The sequence below is a fragment of the Streptomyces sp. NPDC023481 genome, from assembly GCF_055560195.1.
In genome coordinates, this window is the sequence record NZ_JBVHJE010000022.1 from 21,023 (window position 1) to 35,394 (window position 14,372).

The following is a 14,372-nucleotide window of genomic DNA, read 5'->3' on the forward strand; positions in this document are numbered from 1 at the left end:
GAAAAGTATGGGGACCAAATCAGGACAGATCAATGCCTGGAGGCCCGGAATCCGGGACGGGCGTCGTCGCCCGCCCCGAGGGGTGCGTCGGGCGTCGTTGCCCGCAGTGCTTACGGCTCATGCCCGGTGGTCACGCACCCGAAACCAGCGAGTAACGGGTATTTATACGGCCTCTCGCATACCTACCGGCGGGGCTATCCTACGGCCGTTCCGAACAGGGCGCCCAGGGCGTACGTCACACCGGCCGCCGCACCACCCAGCGCGAGCTGCCTGAGACCGCTGAACCACCAGGTCCGCGCCGTCACCCTGGCCACGACGGCACCGCAGCCGAAGAGCCCGGCGAGGGCGAGCAGCACGGCGGGCCACAGCACGGTGGCGCCGAGCAGGTACGGCAGCAGGGGCAGCAGGGCACCGAGGGCGAACGAGCCGAACGACGACACGGCGGCGACCAGCGGCGAGGGCAGGTCGCCGGGGTCGATGCCCAGCTCCTCGCGGGCGTGGATCTCCAGGGCCTGCTCGGGGTCCCGGGACAGCTGCCGGGCGACCTGCCGGGCCAGCTCCGGCTCGACCCCGCGCGCCACGTACAGCGCGGCCAGCTCGGCCTCCTCGTCCTGCGGGTGCTTGCGCAGCTCGCGGCGCTCGACGTCGAGTTCGGCCTCGACGAGTTCCCGCTGGGAGGCGACGGAGGTGTACTCGCCGGCCGCCATGGAGAAGGCGCCGGCGGCGAGCCCCGCGAAACCGGTGAGGACGATGGTGTGCTGGCTGACGGCCCCGCCGGCCACGCCCGTCATCAGGGCGAGGTTGGAGACGAGCCCGTCCATGGCGCCGAAGACGGCGGGCCGCAGCCAGCCGCCGTTCACATCGCGGTGCGTGTGGTTGTCTCGGTGCGCCACGTGCAGCGCGGCCTCGGTTTCGATGATGGCCATGCGGGCCCCCCAGGGAAGCTTAGCCAAAGCTAACTTTGGACGAGTTCTACTTTTCGACAACACAGAATTTACGCTTGTCATTCCGCCTCCGCCAGCAAGGAAAGGCTCTGCTAACCTGCGCGTTTCGGTGCGGACGCTCGTATGTGCGAAAGGCTGCTCAGATGCCGAGCGGGTGACAGAAGCCCGCCCCGCGCTCCTCCCGCCGCCTGCGGTGGGAGACATCGGCAAAGGGTCCCGTGCGACCCCGCCGAAGGAGGCCGTCCATGGCATCGATCGCCCGTACTCCCCCGGTTGTTCCGGCGCCCGGGGAGGCCGCCGGACGCCGTGACCGGGCCCGGGGCGCGCTGCTCGGCCTGGCCGTCGGGGACGCGCTGGGGGCGCCCGCGGAGAACCTCAGGCCCTCCGAGATCCGCGCCCGCTGGGGCCGCATCACCGGGTACGTCAGCGAGCGGCCGTGCGGCACGGACGACACCGAGTACGCGATCTTCTCCGGGCTGCTGCTGGCCCGGCACGGCTCGGCGCTCACCCCGGCGCATGTGGAGGCGGCCTGGCACGAGTGGATCGCCGACCGGGCCGAGGGCCCCTTCCGCGGCGCGGGCTTCAGCGAACGCGGCACGCTGGAGAACCTCCGCCGCGGCCTCGTCGCCCCCATCTCGGCCCAGCACCGGCACGCCTGGAGCGACGGCCTGGCGATGCGGGCGGCGCCGTTCGGCGTGTTCGCCGCGGGGCGGCCCGCCGAGGCGGCCCGGCTGGTGGCCATCGACGGCTCGGTCAGCCACGAGGGCGAGGGGATCTACGGCGGCCAGGCGGTCGCGGCGGGCGTGGCGGCGGCGATGACCGGCGCGCCCGTCCCCGTGGTGATCGCCGCGGCCCTGGCGGTGATCCCCGACGACTCCTGGACGGCGCGCTCCCTGCGCCGCGCGGTGTCCGTGGCCCACCGCGGCGAACGCGCGGTCCGCTCCGCGGTCGTCATCGGCGGCTACCCCTGGACCGACCTGGCCCCCGAAGCGGTCGCGCTCGCCTTCGGCGCGTACGCGGCGGCCGACGGCGACTTCCGGGAGGCGGTCCTGACGGCCGTCAACATGGGGCGCGACGCCGACACCACGGCGGCGGTCGCCGGCGCCCTCTCCGGCGCCACCCAGGGCCTCTCGGCCATCCCCGCCCCGTGGGCCACCGCCATCACCCCGGCCCGCGGCCGCTGTCTGCCGGCGGTGGCGGGACATCACGTGCTGGAGGTGGCGGAGTTGCTGGCGGGCGGGGAGGTGGGCGGCGTGAGTGACGTCGTCGTGGCCGATGTGGCCGAGATGGCCGATGTGGCCGAAATGAGGGCCAGCGTCGTCTGCGGGGTGGCGGCCATGGCCGATGCGGCCGCAATGGGGGCCGGCGTCGTCTGCGGGGTGGCCGATGTGACCGAGACGGGGGCCGGCGTCGTCTGCGGAGTGGCCGACATGGCCGATGCGGCCAAGACGGCGGCCGGCGTCGTCTGCGCGGTGGCGGGCCCTCCGCCGACGGTGGTGGCGGCGGCCGCCGGGCCCCTGGCCGGCGAGGGCCGGCCGTGACCGCGGTGCGCCGTGTCGAGGGTCTCCTGCTCGGCCTGGCCGCGGGAGACGCCGCCGGCTGGCCCGCCGCCCGGCACCGCGCCGCGCGGATGCCCGAGTGGACCCGCCGGCTCACCCGGGAACTGGACACCTTCGCCGAGCAGAACGCCACCACCACCCTCCCGGTGCCGATCGCACTCAACCAGCCCCCCGAGCCCCTCCGCCTCGGCCCCTCCGACGACGCCGAGTGGGCGGTGTTCGCCGCGGAGGCGGTCCTGCGGGCCGGTGACGACGACGTCCTCGGCGACCTCAGCCGGGCCCGCCGTATGCGCGCCGCCATCGACCTCACCTGGACCGCCATGGCGTCCGAGGTCGCCGCCGCCGCGGACCGCGCCCCGGAGATCGAGTCCGCCGTCCTGCCGCTGCGCGCCCGTATCTCCGTCCGCGCCGGGCTCGGCAACCTCGCCACCGGACTGCGGCCGCCCGCCACCGGGCACGACAACCCGCACTACTTCGACGACGCGGCCTGCGTCCGCGCCTGCGTCCTCGCCGTGGCCCACCCCGGCGATCCGCAACAGGCCGCCGCGCTCGCCGAGTTCGACGCCCGCTACACCCAGGACGGCGACGGCGTGCACGGCGCCCGGGCCATGGCGGCGGCCCTCTCCCTCGCCCTCGTCGGCGCGGCGCCGGACACCTGCGTGACCGCCGCGCTCGCCGAGCTGCCCGCGGACACGGAGATCGGCCGCAACACCCGCCACGCCCTCGCCCTGGCCGAGGACGAGGAGTCCGCCTTCGCGCTCGTACCCCTGCTGGAACACCAGATCGTCGACCACGTCTACAGCTACGGCATCGCCGCCGCCGAGACCGTCCCGGTCGCGCTGGCCCTGGCCACCGCCGCCCGGGGCCGGATCGCCGAGGCCGTACCGGCCGCCGCCTGCCTGTCCCGCGTCGCCGACTCCGCCCCCGCCCTGGTGGGCGCCCTCACCGGCGCCCTCGGCGGCGGCGCGGCCATCCCGGCCACCTGGCGGAACGCCTGCCGCACCCTCCCCGGCTGCACCCTCCCCCGCCTCACCGGCACCGACCTCGTAGAACTCGCCGAACAGCTGGAAGCCGCGCAACCGGGGCGGCCGGGAGGATGATTCGGGGCATGACGCCCGAACACCCCAAAGATCCCCCTCCGCTCCCGCTCGCCGACCGGGTCACCGCCGCCCTCGTCGGTGCCGCCGTCGGTGACGCGCTCGGCGGGCCGGTCGAGGGCTACTCCCCCGAGCAGATCGCCGAGCGGCACGGCGGACCGGTCCGCGGTGTCGTCGGCCCCTGGCACGGCGACGCCTGGCGCACCGCCCGGCCCATCGCCCCGTACCACAAGGGCGACGGCCACGTCACCGACGACACCCTGATGACGCACGCGCTGATCCGGGTCTACGACCGCGTCCGCGACCACCTCGACGCGTACGCGGTCGCCGAGCACCTGGTCCCGGACCTGATGACCAACCCCCGCTGGATCCCGGAGCTGGAGGCCGAGGCCCTGCCGCTGCACCGGCTGTTCCTCGCCGAGAAGTGGCTGGTGGCCCGGCTGGCCTACGGTCACGCCGACCCCCGGGAGGCGGGCGTCGGCAACATCGTCAACTGCGGCGCGGCGATGTACATGGCCCCGGTCGGCCTGGTCAACGCGGCCAACCCGGCCGCCGCCTACGCCGAGGCCCTGGACATCGCGGGCGCGCACCAGTCGTCGTACGGCCGTGAGGCGGCCGGGGTGTTCGCCGCTGCGGTGGCCGCGGCGGCCTCCCCCGGCGCGACCCCGGACTCCGTGGTGGCCGCCTGCCTGTCGCCGGCCAAGGACGGCACCCGCGCGGCGATCGAGAAGGTCTGCGAAGTCGCCGCCCGGTACCGGGACTTCGAGTCGGCGCTCGGTCCGCTGCGCGCGGCGGTGGCCCCGTACGACACCGTCGGCCCGGACTACCGCGCCCCCTCCCTCGCCGCCCGCCGCCCCTCCCGGCTGCACTCCGTCGAGGAACTCCCCGTCGCGCTGGGCATGCTGGTCGTGTCCGGCGGTGACTACCGGCAGGCCGTGCTCGGCTCGGTCAACTACGGCCGTGACTGCGACTCGATCGCCACGATGGCCGGTGCCCTCGCGGGCGCGCTGGGCTCGCCGGTCCCCGAGGAGTGGGCGAAGACGGTCGCGGACGCCAGCCGTCTCGACCTGTGGGCGCCGGCCCGGACGCTCACCGAGGTGACGCGGGAGGTCTTCGCCCGGGACGTGCGCCGCCGGCGCGCCCACGAGGAGGCGTTCGCCGCGCTCGGAGGCCGGCCGTGCTCCGACTGACCTGGGTCCAGCCGGAGGACCTGCTGGGCCACGAGCTGCGCCAGGCCCGGCTGGACGGGCGGGAGCCGGCGGCGATCGAGGCGCGCTGGCGGGCGGCGGGCGGCCCGGACGCGCCGGAGCGGGCGGGCGCGTCCGCGAGCCGGGCGTCGCGCTATCTGCGGTTGCTGGCCGAGGACCTGCTGGACGAACTCGCCGATCTGCCCAGCCGGTTCGCCGAGGACGAGCCGACGGAGCTGTCCCGTATCACCCGCCAGTGCCCCGACTGGCCCACCGCACCGCCCGCCCCCGCGCCCCCTCCCCGCGCCCTGGAAGCGGCCTGGCTGGGCCGGGCCATCGGGTGTCTGCTCGGCAAGCCCGTCGAGAAGCTGCCCCTCGACGGCATCCGCGCCCTCGCCAAGGCGGCCGGGAACTGGCCGCTCACCGGCTACTTCACCGCCCGCGGTGTCCCGGAGGACCTCCTTCGCGCCCACCCCTGGAACCGCCGCTCGGCCGCCACCTCGCTCGCCGAGAACATCGACGGCATGCCCGAGGACGACGACCTCGACTACCCGCTGCTCAATCTGCTGCTGCTCCGGCGCCACGGCAGGAACTTCACCACCGACGACGTGGCCCGGCTCTGGCTGGAGGAACTGCCGCCCGGCCGTACCTTCACCGCCGAGCGCCTCGCGCACCGCAACCTCCTCGCCGGCATCGAACCCCCGCACACGGCCCGCCACCGCAACCCGTTCCGCGAGTGGATCGGTGCCCTGATCCGCGCCGACGTGCACGGCTGGACCAACCCCGGCGACCCGGCGGCCGCCGCCGCGCAGGCGCACCGGGACGCGGTCCTCACCCACACCGCCAACGGGGTCTACGCGGCCATGTTCACCGCCGCCGCCATCGCCACGGCCGCCACCGGCGACCACGACGTGCACGCCTGCCTGCGCGCCGGCCGCGCGGTGGTCCCGGCCCGCTCCCGGCTCGCCCGGGCCGTCGACCACGCCGTCCGACTGGCCTCGGCCACCCCCGACTTCGAGGAGGTCGTCGACCGGCTGCACGCCCGCTACGCCCACGACCACCACTGGGTGCACGCCATCCCCAACACCGCGCTGATCGCCGCCGCCCTCACCCACGCCGACGGCGACTTCGCCGGCTCCGTCTGCCGTGCCGTGTCGGGCGGCTGGGACACCGACTCGGGCGGCGCGACCGCCGGCAGTATCGCCGGGCTCCTCGCCGGCCGTCCCGACGCGCTGCCCGACCGCTGGCGGGCCCCGCTGAAGAACCGGCTCGCCACCACCGTCGCCGACTTCGACGGCACCGGCTTCGACACCCTCGCCCACCTCACTCACCTGGAGGCGACCCGCCCATGACCCACATCGTCGTCCTCGGCAGCACCAACATGGACCTCGTCACCTATGTCGCCAGGGCCCCGCAGCGCGGGGAGACCGTGACGGGACGGGAGTTCCGGACCGTCCCCGGCGGCAAGGGCGCCAACCAGGCGATCGCCGCGGCCCGCGCGGGCGCCACCGTCTCGATGATCGGCGCGGTCGGCAACGACACCCACGGCGTGCGGCTGCGCGACACCCTCGAACACTCCGGTGTGGACACCGACTTCCTGCGCACGGTCGAGGGCCCGTCCGGCACCGCGCACATCGTGGTGGACGACGAGGGCGGCAACGCGATCGTCGTCATCCCCGGCGCCAACGGCACGGTCGACCACCTCTCCCCCGGCGACGAGGGCCTGATCGCCACCGCCGACGCCGTGCTGCTGCAACTGGAGATCCCGACCGCGGCCGTCGTCGCGGGGGCCGAGGCGGCCCACCGGCACGGCGTGCGTACGGTCCTCACCCCGTCCCCGGTGCGCCCGCTGCCCGACGAACTCCTGCGTACCATCGACCTGTTGGTGCCGAACGAGTACGAGGCCGCCGCCCTGACCGGCCGCGCCGACCCGGGCGAGGCGGCGGCCGCCCTGGCGGACCTGGTGCCGGAGGTCGCCGTCACGCTGGGTGCCACCGGCTGCCTGTACCTGGCCCGGGGCGCCGAACCGCTGGTGGTCCCCGCGCCCCGCGTGACCGCCGTCGACTCCACCGGCGCCGGCGACACCTTCGTCGGCACGCTCGCGGTGGCCCTCGCCGAGGAGAGACCGGTGCGCGAGGCCCTGTCCTGGGCGGCCGCCGCGGCGGCGATCTCCGTCCAGCGGGCGGGGGCGTCGGCGTCGATGCCGTACCGCCAGGAGATCGAGGCCCAGTACAGCGCATGAGTACGACGAGCACACCGCGTACGACGACCCACGCGACCCCCGCCCTGGACGGCCTGCGGGTGCTGGACCTGGCCACCCTCTTCGCCGGGCCGATGGCCGCCACCCTGCTCGGGGACTTCGGCGCCGAGGTGGTCAAGGTCGAGCACCCCCGGCGTCCCGACCCCTCCCGGCACCACGGCCCGGCCAAGGACGGCGTCGGCCTGTGGTGGAAGGTGCTCGGCCGCAACAAGCGGACCATCACCCTCGACCTGTCCACCCCCGGCGGCCGGACGACCCTGCTGCGGCTCGCCGCCACCGCCGACGTGGTGATCGAGAACTTCCGCCCCGGCACCCTGGAGAAATGGGGCCTGGGCTGGCCCGAGCTGTCGGCGGCCAACCCCCGGCTGGTGCTCGCCCGGGTCACCGCCTTCGGCCAGTTCGGCCCGTACGCCCACCGCCCCGGCTTCGGCACGCTCGCCGAGGCCATGAGCGGCTTCGCCGCGGTCACCGGCGAACCCGACGCGCCTCCGACACTGCCGCCGTTCGGTCTCGCCGACTCGGTCGCGGGCCTGGCCACCGCGTACGCCGTGCTGACGGCACTGGCCGGGCGCGAGCGCACCGGCGCGGGCCAGCTGGTCGACATGGCGATCATCGAACCGATCCTGTCCGTCCTCGGCCCCCACCCCACCTGGTACGACCAGCTCGGCTACGTCCAGGAACGCACCGGGAACCGGTCCGCGAACAACGCCCCCCGCAACACCTACCGCACCGCCGACGGCACCTGGGTCGCCGTCTCCACCTCCGCGCAGTCGGTCGCCGAACGCGTCCTGCGCCTGGTGGGCCGCCCGGAGCTGGTCGGGGAACCATGGTTCGCCACCGGCACGGGCCGGGCCGCGCACGCCGACGTCCTGGACGAGGCGGTCGGCTCCTGGATCGCCGCCCGCACCCGCGCCGAGGTGCTCGCCGCCTTCGACGAGGCGCAGGCCGCAGTGGCACCCGTCCAGGACGTCCGGGACGTCCTCGCGGACCCCCAGTACCAGGCCCTGGACACGGTCACCACCGTCGACGACCCGGAGCTGGGCCCGCTGCGCATGCAGAACGTCCTGTTCCGGCTCTCCGGAACGCCCGGCGTGATCCGCTGGGCCGGCCGCCCGCACGGCGCCGACACGGACGCCGTCCTCACCGAGCTGGGGCTCGCCCCGGCCGACATCGCGGCCCTGCGCGCGGCGGGCGCCCTGTGACCCGCTACCCGCTGACCTGGCTCTACGTCCCCGGAGACCGCCCGCACGTGGTGGCCAAGGCGCTGGTGGCGGGCGCCGACGTGGTGGTGGTCGACCTGGAGGACGCGGTCGCCCCGGACCGCAAGGAGTACGCCCGCACGGCCACCGCGGACCTGCTCGCACGGCCGCAGCCGGTGCCGGTGCACGTCCGCGTCAACGCCCTGGACGGTCCCTGGGCGGCCGCCGACCTCGCCGCCCTGGCCGGCCTTCCGGGCCTGGCCGGGCTGCGGCTGCCGAAGGTGACGAGCCCGGACGAGGTACGGCAGGCCGCCGTCGCCGTCCCGGTCCCGCTGTACGCGCTGCTGGAGTCGGCCCTCGGCATCGAGCGCGCCTACGCCATCGCCACCGCCCACCCCGCCCTGCGGGGCATCGCCCTGGGCGAGGCCGACCTGCGGGCCGAGCTGGGGATGCGGGCCGACGCGGGCCTGGACTGGCCGCGCTCCCGGGTGATCGTCGCCGCCCGGGCGGCGGGTCTGGCACCGCCGGCGCAGACCGTCCACCCGGACATCCGCGACCTCGACGGGCTGGCGGCGTCCTGCGCCCACGGCCGCGCCCTCGGCTTCCTGGGGCGCGCCGCGATCCACCCCCGTCAGCTGGCGGTGATCGAGCGGGCCTACCTGCCGACGCGGGCCGAGATCGACCACGCGGAGACGGTCGTCGAGGCGGCGGCGGGGAATGCGGGCGCGCTGGCCCTGCCCGACGGCCGCTTCGTCGACGCGGCGGTGGTGGCGATGGCCCGGCGCACGCTGTCGCTGGCGGGCAGGACCTGACCCCCGGCACGCACCGAGGGCGCCCGGAAAGCTCCGGGCGCCCTCGGTGTCGTAGCGGAGACGGTCAGCTCTTCTCGGCCGGCGCCGTCTTCTCCTCGCCCCCGGCGTCGGCATCGGGGCCGGAGCCGGTGCCGACGGCGGTGTCAGTGTCCTTGCCGGTGCCGGTGCCGGTGCCGGTGCCGGTGACCGGGTCCGTGCCGGCGTCCGTCCCGGCATCGGCCCCGGCCTTCGTGTCGTCGGCCGGCCCTTCGGAGACCCCCGGCTCGACCACGGCCTCCCGCCCCGGCCGCTTCTTCGCCGACACCACCATGTACACCACGGCCAGCAGGAAGACGATCAGCGCGGTCCAGACGTTGAGGCGCAGGCCCAGGATGTGGTGGGCGTCGTCCACCCGCAGGTACTCGATCCAGGCGCGGCCGGCGCAGTACGCGGCGACGTACAGGGCGAACGCCCGGCCGTGGCCGAGCTGGAAGCGGCGGTCCGCCCAGATGACCAGCAGGCCCACGCCGATGCACCACAGGGACTCGTAGAGGAACGTCGGGTGGTAGTAGCCCGGGACCCGGCCGCCCTCGGCGGAGGTGATGTGCAGCGCCCAGGGCAGATGGGTCTCGCGGCCGTACAGCTCCTGGTTGAACCAGTTGCCCCAGCGGCCGATGGCCTGCGCGAAGGCGATACCGGGCGCGACGGCGTCGGCGTAGGCGGGCATCGGGACGCCACGGCGGCGCGCGCCGATCCACGCGCCGAGCGCGCCGAGCGCGATCGCGCCCCAGATGCCCAGGCCGCCCTCCCACACCTTGAAGGCGTCCACCCAGTCACGGCCCTCGCTGAAGTACAGCTCGTAGTCCGTGATCACGTGGTAGAGCCGACCGCCGACGAGGCCGAACGGCACCGCCCAGACGGCGATGTCGGCGACCGTGCCGGGCTGCCCGCCGCGGGCGATCCAGCGCTTGTTGCCGAGCCAGACGGCGACGAAGACGCCGATGATGATGCAGAAGGCGTAGCCGCGCAGCGGGATGGGGCCGAGGTACAGCACCCCGTGCGACGGGCTGGGGATGTAGGCAAGGTTCATGGCAGGTCCGACGCTACCGTGCCGGGCCGTGGGGACGGCAAGCGGCCCGGCTACGGGTCCGTAACGGGGGCGTGAGAAACGCTTACCCGCGGTCGGCGGCCTCCACCATCTGCTTGAGCTTGGCCGGGGTCATCGTCTGGTCCTGGTAGATGTTCTTGCCGCCGAGCAGGACCGTCGGCGTACCGGTGAAGCCGCCGGTGCGGAAGGCCTGCTGGGACTTGTCCACCCAGGCGTTGTGCGTGCCGTTGTCGACGCACTTCCGGAAGGCGGGCGTGTCGAGGCCCTTCACCTTGCCGGCCAGCTCGGTCAGCCTGGCGTTGCTCGCGAACGCGTCGTCGGTCTCCTTGGGCTGGTTCGCGTACAACACGTCGTGGTAGTCGCGGAACCTGCCCGCGTCCTGGGCGCAGGCGGCGGCGTTGGCGGCGCGCAGCGAGCCGCTGCCGCCGAGGTTGCCGTCGATCAGCCGGACCAGGTGGTACTCGATTCTGAGCTTGCCGGCGTCGGCCAGTTCGTGGAGCACCGGCCGGTACGCCGTCTCGAAGGCCTGGCAGGCCGGGCAGCGGAAGTCCTCCCAGACGGTGAGCGTCGACTTGGCGCCGTCCTTGCCGACCGGGACCGCGAGGCCGTCCTTGCCCTGCGCGCCCGAGGGGGCCACGGCCGGGCCCGCGCTGCTCTTCTCGTCCTTGCCGGCCTTCGCGGCGACCACGCCGATCACCGCCGCGAGGCCCAGGACGCAGACGACGCTCGCGCCCACGATCAGCGTGCGCCGCCGCTTCTCCGCGGTCTTCTGCTTCTCGCGCTCGACCGCCAGCCGCTCCCGGGCGGTGCGCTTTCCGTCACGGTTCTTCTCGCTCACACCCCCAGAACGAACCGGGGAGGCGCAGCGCGCCTCCCCGGACCGAGGTCCACTCGTTCGAGTGACCGTGTATGTCGATAGGGAAAGTGACCTGCGGTTACGCCTGTCCCCGCACGCCCTTGGCCAGCTCTGCGGCCAGCTCGCGGACCGCTGCGAGACCGGAGGCCGGGTCGGGTGCGTCCAGCATCCGCTTCACGAACGCCGAACCGACGATCACGCCGTCGGCGAACCCGGCGACCTCGGCGGCCTGGGCCCGGTCGGAGACGCCGAGCCCGACGCAGACGGGCAGGTCGGTGCCGGTGCCGCGGGTGCGCCGGACCAGGTCCTGGGCCTGCGTGCCGACCGACTCGCGGGTGCCGGTGACCCCCATGAGGGAGGCCGCGTAGACGAAGCCGCTGCCCGCCGCGGTGATCTCGGCGAGCCGCTCGTCCCTGCTGCTGGGCGCCACCACGAAAACGGTCGCCAGGCCGTGCTTGTCGGCGTGCTCCCGCCACAGCGCCGACTCCTGCACCGGCAGGTCGGGCAGGATGCAGCCCGCGCCGCCCGCCTCGGCCAGCTCGGCGGTGAAGCGCTCCACGCCGTAGCGGTCGATGGGGTTCCAGTAGGTCATGACGAGCACCGGCTTGCCCGTGGCCGCGTGGGCCTCCCGGACCGTGCGCATCACGTCGGCGATCTTCACGCCGCCGCGCAGGGCGATGTCGTCGGCGGTCTGGATGACCGGGCCGTCGAGGACCGGGTCGCTGTGCGGCAGGCCGACCTCGACGATGTCGGCGCCGCCGTCGAAGACGGCCCGGACCGCGTCGATGCCGCCGTCCACGGTCGGGAAGCCGGCCGGGAGGTAGGCGATCAGCGCGGAGCGGCCCTCGGCCCTGGCGGCGGCGAGGGTGTCGGTCAGCAGCCGGACGTTCCCGCTCACTTGGCGTCCCCCTCGATCTCGGCGGTGTCGGCTTCGTCGGCGGCCACCTCGGCGTCGGTGTCGTAGAGGCCGAAGTAGCGGGCGGCGGTGTCCATGTCCTTGTCGCCGCGGCCGGACAGGTTGACGACGATCAGGCCGTCCCGGCCCAGTTCCCTGCCGACCTCCAGGGCGCCGGCCAGCGCGTGGGCGCTCTCGATGGCCGGGATGATGCCCTCGGTCCGCGACAGCAGGCGCAGGGCCTGCATGGCGGCGTCGTCGGTGATCGCGCGGTACTCGCCGCGGCCGGAGTCCTTCAGGTAGGAGTGCTCGGGGCCGATGCCCGGGTAGTCCAGACCGGCCGAGATCGAGTACGGCTCGGTGATCTGGCCCTCGTCGTCCTGGAGGACGTAGGACCGGGAGCCGTGCAGGATGCCGGGTTCGCCGGCGGTGAGGGTGGCCGCGTGCTCGCCGGTCTCGATGCCGTGTCCGGCCGGTTCGCAGCCGATGAGGCGGACGCCGTCGTCGGGGATGAAGGCGTGGAAGAGGCCGATGGCGTTGGAGCCGCCGCCGACGCAGGCGACGGCCGCGTCCGGGAGGCGGCCGGCGCGCTCCAGGAGCTGGCGGCGGGCCTCGACGCCGATGACCCGGTGGAAGTCGCGGACCATGGCCGGGAAGGGGTGCGGGCCGGCGACCGTACCGAACAGGTAGTGGGTGTGGTCGACGTTGGCGACCCAGTCCCGGAACGCCTCGTTGATGGCGTCCTTGAGGGTGCGGCTGCCGGACTTCACGGCGACCACCTCGGCGCCGAGCATGCGCATCCGGGCCACGTTGAGGGCCTGGCGCTCGGTGTCGATCTCGCCCATGTAGATGGTGCAGTCGAGGCCGAACAGGGCGCAGGCGGTGGCCGTGGCGACACCGTGCTGGCCCGCGCCGGTCTCGGCGATGACCCGGGTCTTGCCCATGCGCCTGGTGAGCAGGGCCTGGCCGAGCACGTTGTTGATCTTGTGGGAGCCGGTGTGGTTGAGGTCCTCGCGCTTGAGGAACACGCGCGCGCCCCCGGCGTGTTCGGCGAACCGGGGCACCTCGGTGAGCGCGGACGGCCGGCCGGTGTAGTTGACCAGCAGGTCGTCGAGTTCGCGGGCGAACTCGGGGTCGTGCTTGGCCTTGTCGTACTCGACGGCGACCTCGTCCACGGCGGCGACAAGGGCCTCCGGGATGAACTTGCCGCCGAAATCTCCGAAGTAGCCTGCGGAGTCGGGGATCTGACCCTGGGGGTCGGGGATGAAGAAGTCGCTGGGCATACGAAACCTCACGGTGAGTGCTCTTCGAGAAACGAGTCGCCGTGGGGGGCGGAGCCGTCGGGCGACCTCAGGCCGGGTGCGGCCGGTCGCGCAGATCCCCGCGCCCCTGGGGGGCGCGCTGCCATCGCATGCCGTTGACCTGTCCCGGCTCGTCACCGATGACGTACCGCACGCGACGGCCGTGTACGCGGCGCGCGGGAGCGCGGCAGCCGCGCGGACGGCAGCCGCGCGCCAGGCGCGCGTGCCGGTCCACGGTCGTCACGAAGCAGGTCATCGACGCCAAGCCTAGCCGGATCAGCCGCGGCCGTGGCGCAGTGCCGGGTGCTCGCCCGCCGCCACCAGGTCGGCCACCGCCGCCTTCGGGTCGCGGCCGGTGACCAGGGACTCGCCGACCAGGACGGCGTCCGCGCCCGCGTTGGCGTAGGCGATGAGGTCGTGCGGGCCGCGGACACCGGACTCGGCGATCTTGACGATGTTGTCCGGGATCTCCGGGGCGAGCCGCTCGAAGGTGCCGCGGTCGACCTCCAGCGTCTTCAGGTTGCGCGCGTTGACGCCGATGACCTTGGCGCCCGCGTCCACCGCCCGGTCGACCTCGTCCTCGTCGTGCACCTCGACGATCGGGGTCAGGCCGATGGACACGGCCCGCTCGATCAACGACTCCAGGGCCGACTGGTCCAGGGCGGCCACGATCAGCAGCGCGAGGTCGGCGCCGTACGCGCGGGCCTCCCACAGCTGGTACGACGTGACGATGAAGTCCTTGCGCAGGACGGGGATGTCGACCCGGGCGCGCACGGCCTCCAGGTCGGCGAGCGAGCCGCCGAAGCGGCGCTGCTCGGTGAGGACGGAGATGACGGCCGCGCCGCCCGCCTCGTAGTCCGCGGCGAGCCCGGCCGGGTCGGCGATCGCCGCCAGCGCGCCCTTGGACGGGCTGGAGCGCTTGACCTCGCAGATCACCTTGACGCCGTCGCCCTTGAGCGCGGCCACCCCGTCCTTGGCGGCGTGGGCCCTGGCCGCGCGCTCCTTGAGCTCGTCGAGGGTGACGCGCGCCTGCCGCTCCGCGAGGTCGGCACGGACTCCGTCGATGATCTCGTCGAGCACACTCACGCGAGCGGCCCCCTTCCAGACGGTGGTTCCTTCGAGGTTCTGCAAACCTGTGGTCACTGCGATGGTATCCGCAGGACGGCCGAGGCTTC

At 74.4% G+C, this 14,372-nt stretch carries 14 protein-coding genes; 7 read left to right on the forward strand and 7 right to left on the reverse strand.

Translation table 11 applies throughout. From position 1 onward, the window contains the following. Positions 1-194: 194 nt before the first annotated feature. A complete protein-coding gene (locus ACZ3ZD_RS33215; protein ID WP_467405752.1) occupies positions 195-926 on the reverse strand; it encodes a VIT1/CCC1 transporter family protein in 732 nt (243 codons plus the stop codon). A gap of 263 nt (positions 927-1,189) precedes the next feature. On the opposite strand from ACZ3ZD_RS33215, the gene ACZ3ZD_RS33220 reads away from it, so the two are divergent. Genes ACZ3ZD_RS33220 through ACZ3ZD_RS33250 form a run of 7 tightly spaced genes read left to right on the forward strand, consistent with a single transcriptional unit; the run spans position 1,190 to position 9,058 of the window. Continuing rightward, entirely contained in the window at positions 1,190-2,485 is a 1,296-nt protein-coding gene (locus tag ACZ3ZD_RS33220) for an ADP-ribosylglycohydrolase family protein (protein ID WP_467405754.1), read from the forward strand. After that, positions 2,482-3,603 carry an ADP-ribosylglycohydrolase family protein gene (locus ACZ3ZD_RS33225; protein ID WP_467405757.1) on the forward strand — a complete coding sequence of 374 codons (1,122 nt, stop codon included), beginning with the start codon at positions 2,482-2,484 and terminating at the stop codon, positions 3,601-3,603. The genes ACZ3ZD_RS33220 and ACZ3ZD_RS33225 overlap by 4 nt, the downstream gene beginning before the upstream one ends. A gap of 8 nt (positions 3,604-3,611) precedes the next feature. Next, complete coding sequence (locus ACZ3ZD_RS33230) at positions 3,612-4,790, forward strand: ADP-ribosylglycohydrolase family protein (protein ID WP_467405758.1); 1,179 nt, start codon at positions 3,612-3,614, stop codon at positions 4,788-4,790. After that, positions 4,778-6,139 (forward strand): ADP-ribosylglycohydrolase family protein, encoded by a 1,362-nt coding sequence (locus ACZ3ZD_RS33235; protein WP_467405761.1) that lies wholly within the window; start codon positions 4,778-4,780, stop codon positions 6,137-6,139. Before ACZ3ZD_RS33230 ends, ACZ3ZD_RS33235 begins: the two co-directional genes overlap by 13 nt. Next, positions 6,136-7,029, forward strand: a complete 894-nt coding sequence (rbsK, locus tag ACZ3ZD_RS33240; protein WP_467405763.1) for a ribokinase — start codon at positions 6,136-6,138, stop codon at positions 7,027-7,029. Before ACZ3ZD_RS33235 ends, rbsK begins: the two co-directional genes overlap by 4 nt. After that, a complete protein-coding gene (locus tag ACZ3ZD_RS33245) occupies positions 7,026-8,249 on the forward strand; it encodes a CaiB/BaiF CoA transferase family protein (RefSeq protein ID WP_467405766.1) in 1,224 nt (407 codons plus the stop codon). The genes rbsK and ACZ3ZD_RS33245 overlap by 4 nt, the downstream gene beginning before the upstream one ends. Then, positions 8,246-9,058, forward strand: a complete 813-nt coding sequence (locus ACZ3ZD_RS33250) for an HpcH/HpaI aldolase/citrate lyase family protein (RefSeq protein ID WP_467405769.1) — start codon at positions 8,246-8,248, stop codon at positions 9,056-9,058. Before ACZ3ZD_RS33245 ends, ACZ3ZD_RS33250 begins: the two co-directional genes overlap by 4 nt. A gap of 64 nt (positions 9,059-9,122) precedes the next feature. On the opposite strand, the gene lgt is transcribed toward ACZ3ZD_RS33250, so the two are convergent. From lgt to trpC, 6 genes are all read right to left on the reverse strand, one after another. Then, positions 9,123-10,127 carry a prolipoprotein diacylglyceryl transferase gene (gene lgt, locus ACZ3ZD_RS33255; RefSeq protein ID WP_467405773.1) on the reverse strand — a complete coding sequence of 335 codons (1,005 nt, stop codon included), beginning with the start codon at positions 10,125-10,127 and terminating at the stop codon, positions 9,123-9,125. Between the two features lie 82 nt (positions 10,128-10,209). Next, positions 10,210-10,983, reverse strand: a complete 774-nt coding sequence (locus ACZ3ZD_RS33260; protein WP_467405776.1) for a DsbA family protein — start codon at positions 10,981-10,983, stop codon at positions 10,210-10,212. A 97-nt stretch (positions 10,984-11,080) separates the two neighbouring features. Next, positions 11,081-11,899 (reverse strand): tryptophan synthase subunit alpha, encoded by an 819-nt coding sequence (gene trpA, locus ACZ3ZD_RS33265; RefSeq protein ID WP_467405778.1) that lies wholly within the window; start codon positions 11,897-11,899, stop codon positions 11,081-11,083. Continuing rightward, positions 11,896-13,179, reverse strand: a complete 1,284-nt coding sequence (trpB, locus tag ACZ3ZD_RS33270; protein ID WP_467405781.1) for a tryptophan synthase subunit beta — start codon at positions 13,177-13,179, stop codon at positions 11,896-11,898. Before trpB ends, trpA begins: the two co-directional genes overlap by 4 nt. Positions 13,180-13,246: 67 nt before the next feature. Then, positions 13,247-13,453 carry a tryptophan biosynthesis modulator TrpM gene (gene trpM, locus ACZ3ZD_RS33275; protein WP_467405784.1) on the reverse strand — a complete coding sequence of 69 codons (207 nt, stop codon included), beginning with the start codon at positions 13,451-13,453 and terminating at the stop codon, positions 13,247-13,249. A 20-nt stretch (positions 13,454-13,473) separates the two neighbouring features. Next, entirely contained in the window at positions 13,474-14,283 is an 810-nt protein-coding gene (gene trpC / locus ACZ3ZD_RS33280; protein ID WP_467405786.1) for an indole-3-glycerol phosphate synthase TrpC, read from the reverse strand. Positions 14,284-14,372 lie beyond the last annotated feature (89 nt).

What these genes read in the sequence shown, in the direction of transcription:
- ACZ3ZD_RS33215 (WP_467405752.1), bottom strand. Translation starts at nt 926, where the DNA reads ATGGCCATCATCGAAACCGAGGCCGCGCTGCACGTGGCGCACCGAGAC.
- trpB (WP_467405781.1), bottom strand. Translation starts at nt 13,179, where the DNA reads ATGCCCAGCGACTTCTTCATCCCCGACCCCCAGGGTCAGATCCCCGAC.
- rbsK (WP_467405763.1), top strand. Translation starts at nt 6,136, where the DNA reads ATGACCCACATCGTCGTCCTCGGCAGCACCAACATGGACCTCGTCACC.
- ACZ3ZD_RS33245 (WP_467405766.1), top strand. Translation starts at nt 7,026, where the DNA reads ATGAGTACGACGAGCACACCGCGTACGACGACCCACGCGACCCCCGCC.
- ACZ3ZD_RS33230 (WP_467405758.1), top strand. Translation starts at nt 3,612, where the DNA reads ATGACGCCCGAACACCCCAAAGATCCCCCTCCGCTCCCGCTCGCCGAC.
- lgt (WP_467405773.1), bottom strand. Translation starts at nt 10,127, where the DNA reads ATGAACCTTGCCTACATCCCCAGCCCGTCGCACGGGGTGCTGTACCTC.
- ACZ3ZD_RS33220 (WP_467405754.1), top strand. Translation starts at nt 1,190, where the DNA reads ATGGCATCGATCGCCCGTACTCCCCCGGTTGTTCCGGCGCCCGGGGAG.
- trpM (WP_467405784.1), bottom strand. Translation starts at nt 13,453, where the DNA reads ATGACCTGCTTCGTGACGACCGTGGACCGGCACGCGCGCCTGGCGCGC.